Source organism: Rhizobium zaerense (genome assembly GCF_051810725.1).
GTDB lineage: Bacteria > Pseudomonadota > Alphaproteobacteria > Rhizobiales > Rhizobiaceae > Rhizobium > Rhizobium leguminosarum_I.
The window spans coordinates 3,779,516-3,796,015 of sequence record NZ_CM132690.1; the positions used below are offsets into that span (position 1 = coordinate 3,779,516).

Sequence of the window (16,500 nt, forward strand, 5' to 3'; positions counted from 1 at the left end):
ACAGGTGATTGGGGAACAGGTGATCGAGGATATCTACCGGCAACATTCGCGCCGGGTTCTGGCGACGCTGATCCGCCTGCTCGGCGATTTCGACCGGGCAGAGGAAGCGCTGCACGATGCCTTTGCGGCGGCGGCGCGGGCATGGCCGGTTGACGGCATGCCCAACAATCCCGTTGCCTGGCTGGTTTCGACCGGCCGCTTCAAGGCGATCGATCACCTCAGGCGGCGGGCGCGCTTCAACGCCTCGCTGCAGCATATCGAAGACGGCCTTTATCCTGATGGCACAGAAGCGGAGATCGGCGACATGGAACCGATCGAGGACGACATGCTGCGGCTGATCTTCATCTGCTGCCATCCGGCTCTTGCCGCCGATGCACAGACCGCGATGGCGCTGCGCGAGGTCTGCGGATTAACGACGGAAGAGATTGCCCATGCCTTCCTGGTGCCGGCGCCGACCGTCGCGCAGCGCATCGTGCGCGCCAAGAACCGCATCAGGACGGAGAATATCCCTTATGAAGTGCCCGTCGGAGCGGAGCTTCCGGAGCGTCTCGACCGGGTGCTGCACGTCATCTACCTCGTCTTCAACGAGGGCTATTCGGCATCCTCAGGCAACACGATCGTCCGCGCCGACCTGACAGCCGAGGCGATCCGGCTAGCGCGGCTGCTGGCAACCCTGCTGCCGCATCCGGATGTCGCAGGCCTGCTGTCACTGCTGCTCCTGCAGGAGTCGCGCCGTGCTGCCCGGCAGGATGCCGATGGCGCGCTGGTGCTGCTTGCCGATCAGGATCGCTCGCGCTGGGACAGAAGCAAGATTTCAGAAGGGCTTTCGCTGCTCGCAAGCGCCATGCGCGCGCCTGATATCGGCATCTATACGGTCCAGGCGGCGATCGCGGCGGAACACGCGAAGACCGGCAGCCCCGAGGAGACGGACTGGCGGCGCATCGCCTTCTATTACGACCTGCTGATTGCCGCCCACCCTTCAGCAATTGCCGAGCTCAACCGCGCCGTGGCAATCGCCATGTCCGAGGGGCCGGGAAAAGGACTGGCGCTTGTCGACGCCATTCTCGGCAAGGGGGAACTGACGACCTATCACCTCGCCCATTCGGCGCGGGCGGATTTTCTGCGCCGGCTCGGACGCCGGGCCGAGGCGATTCAAGCTTATGAGACGGCGCTGACATTCTGCCGGCAGGAGCCGGAACAGGTCTTTTTGCGCAAGCGCATCCTGGAGCTTACGACCTAGCCTTGCCGCGGCGGCCGAGGGGAAGCGAGATGGCCGTTCCAGTCAGGGCCGAGACAATGATCAGCAGGTGGGCGTTGACGCTCGCCTGCGCCAGCGCGGCCAGGGCCAGCCGCTCGCTCGATGCGCCCAAGGCAATGGCTCCGGCAGTGATGCCGGCCGGATAGGTGCCGACGCCGCCCGGCGCATGCATCGGCAGCACGGAGGAGAGCTCGCCGCCGAGCGCGCCGCCGAAACTTGCCGCCATCGGCAGCACCCCCATCAGGCCGAGTGCCCATGCCAGCACCATCACCTTCACCAGCCAGTTGACGATGGTCATCGCCCAGGCGCGCGCAAAGGCGATAGCATCGAGCGGCAAACCGTTTTCGATCTCGGCGACGAACTTCTGCGCCTTCTCCGGCACCAGCCTGGCGGCAAGGCGCAGCAACGGCTTGCGGGCAGCGAAAGCTGCGACCGGCAGCAGCAGGAAGACCGCCCAGAGCGACCAGGCAACAGCCGCATCGGCTGACGCGATGGCAAAGCCGATGCCGGCAGCCGCCAGGAGGGCGTGCAGGTCGAGCAGCCGCATGACGAAGAGCGCCGAGGTTCCACGCGTCAGCGGAATGCCGAATTCGGTGCGCATCAACAGCGGAAAGCTGGTCTCGCCGGTGCGGAAGGGCAGCATGATGTTCAGCAGGTTGTGGATCTGCGTGACACGGAAGAGCACCGCGAACCGGCCGGCCGTTTCCTTCGGGAAATAATCGTAGATGCGCCAGGTGCGGAGGAAATAGGTGCTGGTCAGGAGCACAAGCGCGCTGACGACGGGACCTGCTCCGACATCAGCCCACTGCCTGATAATGACAGGCCAACCCCAGAACCATTGGATGAAGAGGCCATAGGCTGCGACGATGACGACCGTCAGAACGGTCATGCGATTGCGCATAAACCAGGATTGCCGGCTTTCAACGATCGAACTCTTCATGTAGTAGGCATTCCTCGCTTGGCGTCGCCACAGGCATCGGTTCAGTCGCCAGGCCTTTTAGGAGAAATGAAGGTTGCGCACAACGGCGGAGTTGATGGCGGCGGCGGGACACGCTTGCACGTCGACGATCCCAGCGGCGGTGATGGCGCCTTGCCGGCTTGACGTGGAGACGATGTTGGAGCGGATTACCAAAAGCATTACGAGCGCAAGCATTTTTCTGGCATGCTATTTCCTGCTGAACATCGCGCTTCGCATCGCCTTGCCGCATACGCTCGATCTCGACGAGGCGGAGCAATCCTTCTACTCGCAATACCTGCTTGCCGGCTACGGCTCGCAGCCGCCCTTCTACAACTGGATCCAATATGCCATCGTTTCGGTGACCGGCATATCGATGTGGGTGCTCTCGGTGCCCAAAAACATCATTCTCTTCGGCTGCTATCTCTTCTACGGGCTTGCTGCCCGCGAGGTGCTGAAGAGCCGATCGCTCGCAGCCGTCGCCATGCTGAGCCTGATTACCCTGCCGCAGGTCGGTTTGATGGCGCAGCGCGAATTGACGCATACCGTCGCGCTGCTGTTTGCAACGTCGCTCTTCCTCTTCGGCTTTTTCCGCACGCTGCGCCAGCCGACGATCGGGAGCTATCTCATCATCGGCATCGCCACCGGCATCGGGCTCATCTCGAAGTATAATTTTGCCATCCTGCCATTTGCCGCCCTGATCGCCGTGCTGCCGGAGCGGGAGTGGCGCAGCCGTCTCATCGACTGGCGCTTGCTGCCGGCGGCCGTCCTTGCCATTCTGATCGTGCTGCCGCATGCGCTCTGGCTGCCTGACAATCTCGTCAGCGCCTCTGCGCCGACGCTGGAGCGGATGACCGCCGAACACCTGGCCCCTGCCGGCCTCCCCCGCATCGGGCAAGGCCTGCTGTCTCTCGTCATCGCCGTCCTCGGCTTCGTCGCATTGCCGATCGTTCTCATGGCGGCCGCCTTCCGGCGCGACTTCTTTCGCGCGCTCTCCTCTTCCAGCCCGATGATCCGGGCAATCGAGCGGATGATGGTCATCAGCCTGCTCGCCTTCGTCGGCGTGGTCCTCTTCGCCGGCGCCAGCGATATCCACGAGCGCTGGCTCGACCCATGGCTGCTCGTCCTGCCGATCTACCTGTTCCTGAAATTGAAAACCGCAGGCCTTGATCTTTCCGCCGGTCTTGCGCGCTTCCGGCCCGTGGTGCCGGTCTTCATGGTCGTCATCCTGTCGATCCTTCTCTTCCGGATCGTCGGCATTCAATACATCGGCACGTATACGAGAACGAACGTTCCCTTTTCCGGTTACGTGGCCGAATTGACCGCGACCCGCAAGCCGGTTCTCATAGTGGCGGGAACCAAGTTCGTGGCCGGCAACATGAGGCTGGAGTTTCCCGACATCCCCGTCGTGATCCCATTCTTTCCCGGTCCCGGAGTTCCCGAATATGCGGACGCGAAGGGACCGGTGCTCGTTATCTGGCGCGGCGAGACTGCAGATGACCCGACAATTTCCCCCAGCTTCGCCAACGATCTCGTGAGATCGGGCATTCATCTGCAAGAGTTGAACACGCTGACGCTGCCTTATCTCTTCGGTGACGGCAAACGTAGCTTCTCCATTGGCTACTCCTGGGTGGAGGGCGGCGCCAAATAGCGCCCAGGCAGATCAGCCGATTGCGGGGAAACCGCCATTGCCCGCTGGCAACGGGCGGACACTTCATGTAGTAGCCTTCCGCAAGTGCGGCGGCAGCAGTAAAGCTTGCTCGGCCGTCCGGCCTTTTGGAGATGAAAGTTGCAGACAACGGTAGAGCCCATTCGCGGTACGAATGATCCGGTACAATCGCTCGAGCTGTCGCTGGTCGTACCCATTTTCAACGAAGAGGAAAGCGTCGGCCCGCTTGTCGAGCGTGTCGTGGCTGCGATGGCAGGCTATACCCATCCCTGGGAGCTGATCCTCGTCGATGACGGCAGCACGGATGCGACGCTCGTCAACGCCCGCAAGTACGTCGGAGGCGAGGGGCTGGCGCTCAGGATCGTCGAACTCCAGCGCAACTTTGGCCAGACTGCCGCCATGCAGGCAGGCATCGATACCGCCCGAGGCCGTCTGATCGCGACGATGGACGGCGACCTGCAGAACGACCCGAAGGACATTCCCTCGATGGTCTCCGAGCTGGAACGGCGTGAACTCGACCTCTTGGTCGGCTGGCGCAAGAATCGCAAGGACGGTCTGTTCCTGCGCAAGATCCCCTCCTGGTGCGCCAACTACCTGATCGGCCGCATCACGGGCGTCAAGCTGCATGATTACGGCTGCAGCCTGAAGATCTACCGTGCCTCGATCATCAGACAGGTAAAGCTGATGGGCGAAATGCACCGCTTCATTCCCGCCTGGGTCGCCGGTGTCGTCCCGAGCTCGCGCATCGGCGAGATGGCCGTCACCCACCATGCTCGCGAGCACGGCGTTTCGAAATACGGCATTTCGCGCACCTTTCGCGTCATCCTCGATCTGCTGTCGGTGATGTTCTTCATGCGCTACAAGGCGCGGCCGGGGCATTTCTTCGGCTCGCTCGGTCTCGGCCTCGGCGCGCTCGCCATGCTGATCCTGCTCTATCTCGGCTTCGACAAGTTCATCTTGGGCAACGATATCGGCACGCGCCCGATGCTGATGGTCGGCGTCGTGCTGCTGCTGTCGTCGGTGCAGATGATCACCACCGGCATCCTGGCAGAAATGATCGCGCGTACCTACTACCGCGACGACGCTTCTCCGAATTATATCGTCCGGCAGATCTTCGACGATCAAAGCCAAGCCTAAGCCGGCAGCACGATGCTGGAGCGCGCGACGAGTACGATCAGAACCGCGGGCCTGCTACTTGCGGCCTATTTCGTGCTCAACATCGCGCTGCGCATCGCGCTTCCGCATTCGCTGGAGCTCGATGAAGCTGAGCAGTCTTTCTTCTCGCAATATCTGCTGGCAGGCTACGGCCCGCAGCCGCCCTTCTACAACTGGATGCAATATGCCGTCGTTTCGGTAACGGGCATGTCGATCGGTGCGCTGATCGTTCCGAAGAACATTCTGCTGTTCCTATCCTATCTCTTCTACGGCCTTGCCGGGCGACGCGCGCTGAAGGACGAGGCGCTTGCCGCCGTCGGCATGCTGGCGCTGCTCACCCTGCCCCAAGTCTCCTACATGGCCCAGCAGGATCTGACCCACACGACGGCGCTGCTCTTTGCCAGCTCGCTGTTTCTCTACGGCTTCTTCCGCACGCTCGACCGGCCGGATATCGGCAGCTATCTCCTGCTCGGGCTTGCGACCGGCATCGGGCTGATCTCGAAATATAATTTCGCGCTGATGCCTGTCGTCGCCTTGATCGCCATCCTGCCCGATGCCGAATGGCGGCGCAGGGCGCTCGACTGGCGCATGCTGGCAGCAGCCGCTGTCGCGCTCGTCATCGTCCTGCCGCACGCGATCTGGCTGCAGGGCAATCTCGCATTCGCCTCGTCGGACACTCTGGTCAAGATGGCTGCCGGCAGTGAACCCGCCGGCGCCGTACGGATCGGCAAAGGCCTTCTGGCCTTTCTCGTCGCCATCATCGCCTTTGCGGCGCTGCCGGTTGTGATCTTCGCCGCCACCTTCCGCCGGGATTTTGTCCGGGCACTTTCTGCGGGCAATCGCTGGACTGGGATGATGGAGCGGATGATGCTCGCAAGCCTCGCCGGCATCGTTCTGATCGTGTTGTTCACCGGCTCCACCACGGTGCGCGAGCGCTGGCTCGACCCGTTCCTGCTGGTGCTGCCGATCTATTTCCTGGCGAAGATGCAGGCGGCCGGGCTCGACCTTTCCGCCGGGTTGCGCCGCTTCCGGCTGATCGCGCCGGTGCTGATGGCCTGCGTGCTGATCGCGCTCGGCTTTCGTGTCGTCGGCGCCGGGCTGATCGGTGCATACAGCAGGCCGAATGTACCGATGGCGGGTTTTTCGCGCGAGATGACGCGACAGGCAGAACCGGCGCTGGTGATCGCTTCCGACACCTATATTGGCGGAAACATGCGGCTGCAATTTCCCGATGTGCCCGTGGTGATCCCGGATTTTCCGACACCGGGCATTCCGGCCTATGCCGAGGCCAAGGGGCCGGTGCTGATCGTCTGGCGCGGCAAGAAGACGGCGACCGCTGCGGATGCGGTCATGCCGGAGCGGTTTTCATCAGCGCTGACGGCGGCCGGCATCGCTCTGCAAGAGATCGGCTCGCTCTCGCTTCCCTATTATTTCGGCCGTCAGGGCGATAATTTCGCGCTCGGCTACGCCTGGGTTCGGCCGGAGACCAAATAGGATGACCGAGACCAACCGTCGCGACATCAGTTGGGTTTTCGTCCTGCTGGCGGCCTATTTCGTGCTTCAGGTCGGCGTGCGGCTCGCAACCTCGCATTCGCTCGATCTCGACGAGGCCGAACAGGCCTTCCGCTCGCAATGGCTTGCCGCCGGCTACGGCCCGCAGCCGCCCTTCTACAATTGGCTGCAATACACCGTCTTCCAGTTTGCCGGCGTCTCGCTAACCGCGCTTTCTATCGTGAAGAACCTGCTGCTCTTCATCTCCTATCTGCTGTATGGCCTGACCGCGCGGCTCGTGCTGCGCGACAAGGCGCTGGTGGCGATCGCCACACTCGGGCTGCTGACCATCCCGCAGATGGCTTTCGAGATGCAGCGCGACCTGACGCACACGGTCGCGGTGTTCTTCTCGGCCAGCATCTTCTTCTACGGCTTTATTCGCAGCCTGAAGCAGCCGAGCCTTGGCTCCTATCTCATCGCAGGCATCGGCATCGGTTTCGGTCTGCTTGCCAAGTATAATTTTGCGATCCTGCCGGCGGCAGCGCTGATCGCGGCGCTTTCGGATGTGCGCCTGCGGCCGCGGATCTTCGACTGGCGGCTGGGGCTAACGGCGGCAGTGGCGCTCGTCATCACCCTGCCGCATCTCTTCTGGCTGAAGGACAATCTCGATTTCGCCACCGCCCGCACGCTGGAGAAGATGACTGCGAGCGGCCATGCGAGTTACCTCGCGCAGGTCGCCATGGGCGTCAGTTCGCTGGCTCTCGCCATCATCAGCTTTGCCGCATTGACCGTGGCGGTGTTCGCGCTCGTCTTCGGCAAGAGCCTTCGTCCGGCATTGGTGGCCAGTTCGGAATGGACGCGGCTGCTCGAGCGGATGATGCTCGTCTTCTTGGCCGGCATTCTGCTTCTGATCGTCTTCGGCGGCGCGGCCGGCATCAAGGATCGCTGGCTGGTGCCGATGCTCTTCATCCTGCCGCTCTATTTCTGCCTGAAGATCGAGGCCTCAGGCGTCGCGACAGACAGGCCGTTCCGGCGTTTCATACCCATCGTCGCCGTCATCATGATCGGCGTGCCGGCGGCCCTCTACGGCAGCGTCGCAGCCGCACGCTTCACCGGCCATTACGAGCGGCTGAACAGGCCCTATGCCGGCATGCTGGACATCCTGCGCAAACAGGCCGAACCGGCGGCAATCCTGGCCGGGGACAGCCTGCTTGCCGGTAATCTCAGGCAGGATATTCCCGGCGTGCCGGTCCTTTCGGTGGATTATCCCGGTTTCAACCCGGATCTCTCCGGCCGGCGGCCACTTCTCCTGGTTTGGCTCCTCCCGCAGAAGGGGGGAAGCGAAGCGCTTCCGCCTGATATGGCTCAGTGGCTGCAGGCCAATCTCGGCTCATCCGCACCCGAGGCATCGGTGATCGACGTGCCTTATTTCTATGGGCGCGGCGACGACCGCTATCGTTTCGGCTATGCCTGGATCAACCAGCCGGGCTGAGCGGCATCAGGATTTCAGTTCCTTCCAGGCCAAATCCAGCGCCAGCCTGGTAATCCTCGCCATCTCGTCCACCTCGGCATGGCTGATGACGAGCGGCGGCGAGGCGAGCATGCGGTCGCCGGTGGCGCGCAGCACGAGGCCGTTCGCCAGCGCGTAGTTGCGCACCAGCGCACCGACCTGATCGGGCTTGGCATAACGGGTGCGCGTGCTCTTCTCGGCGGCAAGCTGCAGGCCGCCCATCAGGCCGATACTATCGGCCTCGCCGACCAGATCATGGTCTACCAGCGCTGCCCAGGCCCTGCCGAAATAGGGACCGATATCGTTGCGCACGCGTTCGACCAGTCTTTCCTCCTCGATGATGCGCAGGTTTTCGAGGGCGGCGGCGGCGCAGACCGGGTGGCCGGAATAGGTGAAGCCGTGGTTGAAGTCGCCGACCTCGTTGATCAGCACGTCGGCGATGCGGTCGCTGACGAGGACGCCGCCAATCGGCAGGTAGCCGGAGGAAAGCCCCTTGGCGATCGGCGCCAGATCGGGCTCGACGCCGAAATACTGGTGGCCGAACCAGGCGCCCAGCCGGCCGAAACCGCAGATCACCTCGTCGGTCACCAGTAGGATATTGCACGCCTTGCAGATGCGGTCGATCTCCGGCCAGTAGGTCTCGGGCGGGATGATGACGCCGGCAGCGCCCTGCACCGGCTCGGCGACGAAGGCAGCAACGTTCTCCTCGCCGAGTTCGTCGATTTTCGCTTCGAGCTCGCGGGCGACCTTGAGGCCGAATTCGGCGGGTGAGAGATCGCCGCCCTCTCCGTACCAATAGGGCTGGCCGATATGAACAATGCCCGGGATCGGCAGGTCGCCCTGCTCATGCATGTATTTCATGCCTCCGAGGCTGGCGCCGGCGACGGTCGATCCGTGATAGCCGTTCTTTCTCGATATGACGATCTTCTTCGCCGGCTTGCCGACAGCGCTCCAATAGACGCGCGCCATGCGGAACCAGGTGTCGTTCGCCTCCGAGCCGGAGCCGGTGAAGAAGATGTGATTGAACCGCTCGCCGGCATGGGAAGTGACCTTCTGCGCAAGCAGCGTCGCCGGCGTCGAGGTCGTGCCGAAGAAGGTGTTGTAATAGGGCAGCTCATTCATCTGCCTGGTGGCGGCGTCGGCAATCTCCCGGCGGCCATAGCCAATATTGACGCACCAGAGGCCGGCGAAGCCATCAAGATATTTCCTGCCGTGATTGTCGAAGATGTAGACGCCCTCGCCGCGCTGGATGATACGCGTGCCCTCGGCATTCAGCTTCTTCATGTCGGCGAAAGGGTGCAGGTGGTGCGCGGCGTCGATCGCGGCAAGGTTCGAGGGTGGGTAAGTATCGGGCATGACTGGTAAAGACCCTCGCGGATTGAAAGGCTGATATCGATGAGATAGGAGCTTGGCCTTGTCCCGGAGGATTTTCAAGGTCATGGCGAGCGACAGGATGGACGGCAAGGCCGACGGCGGCGATCCGCGTTTCGAGATCTTGATCGTCGGCATGAATGGCGACCTGCGCGGCAAGCAGCTTCCGCCCGGCGCCGAAGACAAGGTCTGGGCCGGCGACATCCGCCTGCCGACCTCGACGCAATCGCTCGACATCTGGGGCGACGACAATGACGACATCACCGGCCTGTCGCTGACGATCGGCGATCCTGACGGCAAGGTTATCCCCGATCGGCGCAGCCTGGCGCCGATGCCCTGGGCGCCCGAGGGCTCGATGCAGGTGCTCGCCACCATGCACGAATTCGACGGCAGCCCGAGCTTCATGGATCCGCGCGCCATCCTCGCTTCCGTGCTGGAGCGCTATGCGGCGCGCGGGCTGACGCCCGTCGTCGCCACCGAGCTTGAATTCTACGTGATGTCGGGAGACTGGCGCGAGACCGGACGCCCTGCCCCGCCGGAAAGCCTCACCTATCGCGGCGAAGCGAACGGTTTCCAGCTCTACGACATGAGCGCCGTCGATGCACTCGACGACTTCCTGGGGACTCTCAGGGCCTATGCGAGGGCGCAGGGGCTGCCGGGGGATGCAACGACGGCGGAGTTCGGTCCGGGCCAGTTCGAGGTCAACCTGCTGCATCGTGCGGATGCGCTGGCTGCCGCCGACGATTGCCTCTATCTCAAGCGCATCGCCGAACAGGCGGCGCGCCGCCACGGGCTGAAATCGACCTGCATGGCCAAGCCCTATTCCGAACATGCCGGCTCCGGTCTGCATGTGCATGCGAGCATCATCGACGGGCAAGGCCGCAACATCCTCGATGCCAAAGGCGGCGAGCCGAAGCTGATCAAATCGGTGATATCAGGCCTGCTCGACACCATGCGCGCGGCGCAGCTGATCTTCGCCCCCTTCGCCAATTCCTACCGGCGCTTCCAGCCCGGCTCGTTCGCGCCTGTCGATCTGACCTGGGGCAGCGGCCATCGCGGCACGGCGATCCGCATACCTGACAAGGATGGACCGGCCGCACGCATCGAACACCGCCTCGCCGGCGCCGACGCCAATCCCTATCTGCTGCTGGCGGCGATCCTCGGCGGCATGCTCACCGGTCTCGACGGCGATCTCGACCCCGGCGAAGAGACGACGCCCTCGCACACACCGGCGAATACGGCGCGACTGACGCATGATTTCCTGAGCGCCGTCGACACCTTCCGCACCTCGCCCTTCATCGCCGATATCTTCGGCGCGCGTTATCAGGCGCTCTATGGCGACACCAAGCGCAAGGAGGCGCTCGCGCATCTGCGCACCGTTTCGGATTTCGACTACCGCACCTATTTGCCGCGGCTCTGAAATTACGCGGCGGCCGACTTACGCGGCGGGCTCGCGGCGTTCGTCCGCATTCACTTGAGCGGCGAGCCCCTGTTTGACGAGAACCTTCAATTCGCCCGGATGCAACCGGATCGAGACGTCACGTTCGAGCGGCAGCAGCTCGCCGTCCATGACGCAATTGGCCTTGGAGCGCAGTTTGGGGAAATGCAGGTGCACTTCGGCCGGGTGCATCACCATGACATCGGCATTCTCGCGGACCTTGCCGCGCAGCATGTCGATGGCGAGACGAGCGACGCCGAGAGGCTTCAGCGGATTTGCCGTGTAGAAGCCGAGTTCGCCGCTCGTCAAATTATCGGCGTAAAGCAACGCGTTCTCGCCAAAGGGATTGTTGGAGACTGAGATCGCCGACACTCTGCGGCGCTCGCGCATGCCGGCAGCCTCGAACTCGACCTCGAACTCCGGGGGATTGAAGATGACGCCTAAAGCCGCCTTTGTGCTCGCCCGCATCTTGCCCAGCCGGGAACGATAGCTGTAGGCGTTGCGGTAGCGCACCATGCGGGCATGCAGGCCGGCGGAAAACTGGTGGATGAAGGGCCGGCCGTTGGCGCTGGCGATATCGACATTGTCGATCTCGCCGGAGGCAAGCACATCGAGCGCCTGCCAGATATCGAGCGGCACACGTAGCGAGCGGGCAAAGAGGTTCATCGTGCCGGCCGGCACGACGCCGAGCGCAATGCCGTTTTTCCAGGCGATCGATGCCGCCGCCGAAATCGTGCCGTCGCCGCCGCCGGCGACGATGCCGTCGATATCATCGCGCTTGGCCGCCCGCTCCATGGCAGGAATGATTTCCTTTCCGGAGAAGACGATGGCGTCGAAATCGTGCCCCGCTTCGCGGAAAGCCGCCTCCGCCCTCTTCTCATAGGCCGGCATGTCGGTGGTCTTGAAGGTCCCGCCGTCGCGATTGAAAAAGCCTACAAGCTTCATAAGAGCTCCCGTCTCGGGCGTGGAAATGCTCCTGCCTCGCCCCTGAGATGGTTGCGATACCGGCTATTTCAAGCGCAGCCATCTTTCCCGGCAAAGGACAGAAATGCAAAAATTGCAATAGACGTATGCAGATAGCAGGACGCTGCACTGCAAAAAATGCACTCGACGGCAGCCGAGACCTCACGGATAGATGGCCTATCGGAGACATCGTCTCCACCTCCCGCCATCCACCGATCGGCTCGCGGCCGCGCCTGCGCCAGGGGCCATTGCCAAGCAGAAACCGCCTCGAGGAGCTCTCGTGAGTGAGATTGCCGCCAATATTTCCATCGATAGCCAGGATGAAGCGCTGCCGTCGGCAATGACCGTGGCGCTGGTTCAGCTGGCGCTCGCCTGCGGCGGCTTCGGCATCGGCACCGGCGAATTCGCGATCATGGGGCTGCTGCCCAACGTTGCCGACACCTTCTCGGTCACCACGCCGCAAGCCGGTTACGTCATCAGCGCCTATGCGCTCGGCGTCGTCGTCGGCGCGCCGGTCATTGCCGTGCTCGCCGCGAAGATGGCGCGCCGCACGCTGCTTTTGATGCTGATGCTGATCTTTGCCGCCGGCAATATATCAAGCGCCATGGCGCCGACCTTCGAAAGCTTCACGCTGCTGCGCTTCGTCAGCGGCCTGCCGCATGGCGCTTATTTCGGTGTCGCGGCCCTTGTCGCCGCCTCGATGGTGCCGGTGCATCGCCGCGCCCGTGCCGTCGGGCGCGTCATGCTCGGCCTGACCGTTGCGACACTTCTCGGCACGCCGTTGACCACGTTCTTCGGCCAGTCGCTCGACTGGCAGGTGGCGTTTTTCTCGGTCGGCGTGCTCGGCCTGCTGACGGTGGCGCTGATCTGGTTCTACGTTCCGAAGGACAGGGTTTCCGAGGAGGCGGGGTTCCTCCGCGAACTCGGCGCCTTCCGCCGGCCGCAGGTGTGGCTGACGCTCGGCATCGCCGCCGTCGGTTACGGCGGTATGTTCGCGATGTTCAGCTATATCGCCTCGACGACGACTGAGGTGGCGTTGCTGCCGGAAACGGCCGTCCCGATCATGCTGGTCCTCTTCGGTGTCGGCATGAATGCGGGCAATTTCATCGGCTCGTGGCTCGCCGACAAATCGCTGCTCGGCACGATCGGCGGGTCGCTCGTCTATAATATCGTCGTGCTGACCACCTTCTCGCTGACCGCCGCCAATCCCTATATGCTGGGGCTTTCCGTTTTCCTCGTCGGCTGCGGTTTTGCCGCCGGCCCGGCGCTGCAGACGCGGCTGATGGATGTCGCCGCCGACGCGCAGACGTTAGCTGCCGCTTCCAACCATTCCGCCTTCAACATCGCCAATGCGATCGGCGCCTGGCTCGGCGGCCTCGTCATCGCCGGGGGTTACGGTTTTGCGGCAACCGGTTATGTCGGTGCAGTACTATCCTTCCTCGGCCTCTTCGTCTTTGCAGCCTCGCTACGCCTCGAGCGCCGCGACCGGAGCGCGCAGGCCGTCTGAGGCCAGGCGCAGTTCGCGGCCTTCCGGGCTGCAAAAGACATAATCGTCTCCCCAGACGGCCAACGCCTGGATGACCGGCTTCAGCGTCATGCCGAGCGGCGTCATTGCATATTCGACCCTCGGCGGCACAACCGGATAGACGGTGCGTGATACCAGACCGGATTCTTCCAGTTCCCGCAACTGCTTGGTCAGCATGCGCTGGGTCACGGCCGGCAGCTTACGCCGCAATTCGTTGAAGCGCAGGGTTCCCTCCATCAGATGAAAGAGGATCACACCCTTCCACTTCCCGTCGAGGTAAGTCAGCGTCGCTTCGACCGGGCAGCCGGGAAAATTCTTGACGAGCTTGGCGCGCGGCAATGACATTTTACAGTATCCTTTTGGGTACTACGTACAGAATTTGTGCATTCTTGCGTTGTCGGACCATAGTGCGCATCTAGCTTCCGTGCAACGAACACAGGAGTTTCCCATGCGCGCCGTCGCCTATAAAACGCCCCAGCCGATTTCCGCCGAGACCTCGCTGATCGATGTCGAGCTGCCGATGCCGGAGGCCAAGGGCCACGATCTGCTCGTCGAAATCAAAGCCGTTTCGGTCAATCCCGTCGATGTGAAGGTGCGCGCCCATTCCGCACCGCCCGCGGGCGAGTTCAAGGTGCTCGGCTGGGATGCCGCCGGCATCGTCAACGCCATCGGCGCTGATGTCACCCTGTTCAAGCCCGGCGACGAGGTGTTCTATTCCGGGGTCATCAGCCGCCCGGGCAGCAATGCCGAATTCCATCTCGTCGACGAGCGTATCGTCGGCGCCAAACCGAAGAGCCTCGACTTTGCGGCCGCGGCCGCCCTGCCATTGACCTCAATTACGGCCTACGAAGCGCTGTTCGACCGGCTGAAAGTACAGGACGCGGTTTCGGGAGCGGGACGATCCATCCTGATCATCGGCGGCGCCGGCGGCGTCGGCTCGATCGCCATCCAGATCGCCCGGGCATTGACCGACCTGACCGTGATCGCCACGGCCTCGCGGCCGGAAACGCAGGACTGGGTGAAGGAACTCGGCGCGCATCACGTCGTCGACCATTCCAGGCCGATCGCACCGCAGGTGGCAGCGCTTGGCATCGGCGCGCCGGGATTCATATTCTCGACCACCAATACCGACAGCCATATCGGCGACATCGTCGAAGCGATTGCGCCGCAGGGCCGCTTCGCGCTGATCGACGATCCGAAGACGCTCGACATCGTGCCCTTCAAGCGCAAGGCCGTCTCCGTTCATTGGGAGCTGATGTTCACCCGCCCGCTCTACGGCACGCCTGACATGATCGAGCAGCACAAGCTGCTGAACAGGATTTCCGAGCTCGTCGACGCCGGAAAGATCCGCACCACGCTTTCAGAGATCGTCGGGCCGATCAATGCGGTAAACCTCAAGACGGCGCATGCCATGGTCGAAAGCGGCAGGATGAAGGGCAAGGCGGTGCTTGCAGGGTTCTGAGATCGCAGCCGGCGGGGCCGGTGTTTTCGGACCCGCAAGGTCTACAAGCCACCCGCCTGGCCATACCCGCCTGGAATGCCGCATCGCGGGGGTGCGGCATTCTGGCGTTAAGCATTTATCCCGCTTGACTTTTTCCGCGTCCGGGACCACCTAGCATTCACGTGGATGACACTCGTCGGCCACGGATTTCAACGGAGCCATCATAACGATGCCAAGCGACAGTAGCAGTCGATTGCCTTTGCCGTACGCGGCCCTCGTGCGCTGACCGACTCCTGTCGGCTCGCCCGATCGGACGCTACGGCGGATCGACGGAAAGGCGAGCCTCAAATGAACATCAATCGCTTCCCTCTTAGGGCAGGCCATGCCGCCCGCGCCTTCATCAACAACAGCCGCGGCGCAACGACCGCCGAACGCGTCGAATCGTTGAATACGCTGAGCGTCCAGGACGCCGGGCGGGTGCTGACCAGCATGCCGCTCGACTATGCGGTCAACATTCTCGACCGGCCGGAGCTTCGCAATGCTGCGCACATCCTTGCGCTGATCAGCGCCGAGGACGCCGCGCGGCTGCTGCACGGCATGTCCAACGACCGCGTCGCCGACGTGCTGCTCGAACTCGACGGCGAGACCCGCGCCCGGCTGTTCTCCAGCCTCGACGAACCGGTGCGCATCGCGATCCAGCACCTGATGGGCTATCCGCCGCGCACGGCCGGCGGCATCATGACGACGGAGTTCGTCAGCGTGCCTGATAGCTGGACCGTCGCCCGGACGCTCGATCATGTGCGCCAGGTCGAACGCTCGCGCGAGACCATCTACGCCATTTATGTGCTCGACGACGTAAGCCATGCACTGATGCATGTGGTGACGCTACGCCGCCTCATCACCGGCGAGCCCGACGCCTCCATTCTGTCCGTGGCTCAGAAGGGCGTGCCGGTTTCGGCCGATCCGCTGATGAAGCAGGAGGATGTCGCCCGGCTGATCCGCAAGCACGACCTGCTCGCCCTGCCCGTCACCGACGAACATGGGCAGATGCTCGGCATCGTCACCGTCGACGACGTGATCGACACGATGATCGCAGACACGACGGAAGCGGCCCAGAAGTTCGGCGGGATGGAGGCGCTCGGCCAGCCCTACATGAAAATCGGCTTCCCCGGCATGATCCGCAAGCGCGCCGGCTGGCTCGCCGCCCTGTTCCTCGGCGAAATGCTGACAGCAAGCGCCATGCAGCATTTCGAAGGCGAGCTGGAAAAGGCCGTGGTGCTGACGCTGTTCATCCCGCTGATCATGAGCTCGGGCGGCAACTCGGGTTCACAGGCGACGTCGCTGATCATCCGGGCGCTGGCACTCGGCGAACTGAAGCTTTCGGACTGGTGGAAGGTGCTTTTGCGCGAACTGCCGACCGGCGTCGTCCTCGGCGCGATCCTCGGCCTAGTCGGCTTCATCCGCATCGTCTTCTGGCAGTCGGCCGGGCTTTACGATTACGGCCCGCACTGGCAGATGGTCGCCGTCACGGTCTTTGCCGCCCTGATCGGGATCGTCACCTTCGGCTCGATCTGCGGTTCGATGCTGCCCTTCGTGCTGCAGAAGCTCAGGCTCGATCCCGCCAGCGCCTCGGCCCCCTTCGTCGCCACGCTGGTCGACGTCACCGGGCTCGTCATCTACTTCTCGGTGGCGCTGCTCATCCTCAGCGGGACGCTGCTCTAACC

The 16,500-nt window shown here is 63.2% G+C and carries 13 protein-coding genes; 9 read left to right on the forward strand and 4 right to left on the reverse strand.

Annotated features, from left to right (window positions below):
• Positions 1-4 precede the first annotated feature (4 nt).
• Positions 5-1,240: an RNA polymerase sigma factor gene (locus ACS4RR_RS18500; RefSeq protein ID WP_456190152.1), complete on the forward strand. Its 1,236-nt coding sequence runs from the start codon at positions 5-7 to the stop codon at positions 1,238-1,240.
• On the opposite strand, the gene ACS4RR_RS18505 is transcribed toward ACS4RR_RS18500, so the two are convergent.
• The gene (locus ACS4RR_RS18505; protein WP_222293159.1) at positions 1,230-2,198 is read right to left on the reverse strand and encodes a lysylphosphatidylglycerol synthase domain-containing protein; all 969 of its coding nucleotides are present in this window, start codon (positions 2,196-2,198) and stop codon (positions 1,230-1,232) included. The genes ACS4RR_RS18500 and ACS4RR_RS18505 overlap by 11 nt on opposite strands.
• 172 nt (positions 2,199-2,370) lie before the next feature.
• On the opposite strand from ACS4RR_RS18505, the gene ACS4RR_RS18510 reads away from it, so the two are divergent.
• The 4 genes from ACS4RR_RS18510 (at position 2,371) to ACS4RR_RS18525 (ending at position 8,020) form a co-directional block, all read left to right on the forward strand.
• Positions 2,371-3,864 carry an ArnT family glycosyltransferase gene (locus tag ACS4RR_RS18510; protein WP_456190153.1) on the forward strand — a complete coding sequence of 498 codons (1,494 nt, stop codon included), beginning with the start codon at positions 2,371-2,373 and terminating at the stop codon, positions 3,862-3,864.
• Between the two features lie 138 nt (positions 3,865-4,002).
• Complete coding sequence (locus ACS4RR_RS18515) at positions 4,003-5,019, forward strand: glycosyltransferase family 2 protein (RefSeq protein WP_170257637.1); 1,017 nt, start codon at positions 4,003-4,005, stop codon at positions 5,017-5,019.
• 12 nt (positions 5,020-5,031) lie between these two features.
• Complete coding sequence (locus ACS4RR_RS18520) at positions 5,032-6,531, forward strand: ArnT family glycosyltransferase (protein ID WP_456189109.1); 1,500 nt, start codon at positions 5,032-5,034, stop codon at positions 6,529-6,531.
• A 1-nt stretch (position 6,532) separates the two neighbouring features.
• A complete protein-coding gene (locus ACS4RR_RS18525) occupies positions 6,533-8,020 on the forward strand; it encodes an ArnT family glycosyltransferase (RefSeq protein ID WP_456189110.1) in 1,488 nt (495 codons plus the stop codon).
• A gap of 6 nt (positions 8,021-8,026) precedes the next feature.
• On the opposite strand, the gene ACS4RR_RS18530 is transcribed toward ACS4RR_RS18525, so the two are convergent.
• Entirely contained in the window at positions 8,027-9,394 is a 1,368-nt protein-coding gene (locus tag ACS4RR_RS18530; RefSeq protein ID WP_456189111.1) for an aspartate aminotransferase family protein, read from the reverse strand.
• An 82-nt stretch (positions 9,395-9,476) separates the two neighbouring features.
• On the opposite strand from ACS4RR_RS18530, the gene ACS4RR_RS18535 reads away from it, so the two are divergent.
• On the forward strand, positions 9,477-10,829 hold the full coding sequence (locus ACS4RR_RS18535; protein ID WP_456190154.1) for a glutamine synthetase family protein: 1,353 nt from the start codon (positions 9,477-9,479) through the stop codon (positions 10,827-10,829).
• 18 nt (positions 10,830-10,847) lie between these two features.
• Here the strand turns inward: ACS4RR_RS18535 and ACS4RR_RS18540 are convergent, their stop codons facing one another.
• Positions 10,848-11,792, reverse strand: a complete 945-nt coding sequence (locus ACS4RR_RS18540) for a diacylglycerol/lipid kinase family protein (RefSeq protein ID WP_017963622.1) — start codon at positions 11,790-11,792, stop codon at positions 10,848-10,850.
• A gap of 298 nt (positions 11,793-12,090) precedes the next feature.
• Here ACS4RR_RS18540 and ACS4RR_RS18545 point away from each other — a divergent pair, with 298 nt between their 5' ends.
• A complete protein-coding gene (locus tag ACS4RR_RS18545; RefSeq protein WP_260057904.1) occupies positions 12,091-13,317 on the forward strand; it encodes an MFS transporter in 1,227 nt (408 codons plus the stop codon).
• Here the strand turns inward: ACS4RR_RS18545 and ACS4RR_RS18550 are convergent.
• Complete coding sequence (locus ACS4RR_RS18550; RefSeq protein WP_222293147.1) at positions 13,276-13,680, reverse strand: winged helix-turn-helix transcriptional regulator; 405 nt, start codon at positions 13,678-13,680, stop codon at positions 13,276-13,278. The genes ACS4RR_RS18545 and ACS4RR_RS18550 overlap by 42 nt on opposite strands.
• A gap of 103 nt (positions 13,681-13,783) precedes the next feature.
• On the opposite strand from ACS4RR_RS18550, the gene ACS4RR_RS18555 reads away from it, so the two are divergent.
• Together ACS4RR_RS18555 and mgtE are read left to right on the forward strand one after the other, a co-directional pair.
• Positions 13,784-14,797, forward strand: a complete 1,014-nt coding sequence (locus tag ACS4RR_RS18555; RefSeq protein ID WP_456189112.1) for a zinc-binding alcohol dehydrogenase family protein — start codon at positions 13,784-13,786, stop codon at positions 14,795-14,797.
• 327 nt (positions 14,798-15,124) lie between these two features.
• On the forward strand, positions 15,125-16,498 hold the full coding sequence (mgtE, locus tag ACS4RR_RS18560; RefSeq protein ID WP_456189113.1) for a magnesium transporter: 1,374 nt from the start codon (positions 15,125-15,127) through the stop codon (positions 16,496-16,498).
• Positions 16,499-16,500: the final 2 nt, after the last annotated feature.

Excerpts from the sequence above, each read along its gene's own strand:
- ACS4RR_RS18525 (WP_456189110.1), top strand. The coding sequence starts at position 6,533 with ATGACCGAGACCAACCGTCGCGACATCAGTTGGGTTTTCGTCCTGCTG.
- ACS4RR_RS18520 (WP_456189109.1), top strand. The coding sequence starts at position 5,032 with ATGCTGGAGCGCGCGACGAGTACGATCAGAACCGCGGGCCTGCTACTT.
- ACS4RR_RS18510 (WP_456190153.1), top strand. The coding sequence starts at position 2,371 with ATGTTGGAGCGGATTACCAAAAGCATTACGAGCGCAAGCATTTTTCTG.
- ACS4RR_RS18505 (WP_222293159.1), bottom strand. The coding sequence starts at position 2,198 with ATGAAGAGTTCGATCGTTGAAAGCCGGCAATCCTGGTTTATGCGCAAT.
- mgtE (WP_456189113.1), top strand. The coding sequence starts at position 15,125 with ATGAACATCAATCGCTTCCCTCTTAGGGCAGGCCATGCCGCCCGCGCC.
- ACS4RR_RS18550 (WP_222293147.1), bottom strand. The coding sequence starts at position 13,680 with ATGTCATTGCCGCGCGCCAAGCTCGTCAAGAATTTTCCCGGCTGCCCG.
- ACS4RR_RS18540 (WP_017963622.1), bottom strand. The coding sequence starts at position 11,792 with ATGAAGCTTGTAGGCTTTTTCAATCGCGACGGCGGGACCTTCAAGACC.
- ACS4RR_RS18555 (WP_456189112.1), top strand. The coding sequence starts at position 13,784 with ATGCGCGCCGTCGCCTATAAAACGCCCCAGCCGATTTCCGCCGAGACC.
- ACS4RR_RS18530 (WP_456189111.1), bottom strand. The coding sequence starts at position 9,394 with ATGCCCGATACTTACCCACCCTCGAACCTTGCCGCGATCGACGCCGCG.
- ACS4RR_RS18535 (WP_456190154.1), top strand. The coding sequence starts at position 9,477 with ATGGCGAGCGACAGGATGGACGGCAAGGCCGACGGCGGCGATCCGCGT.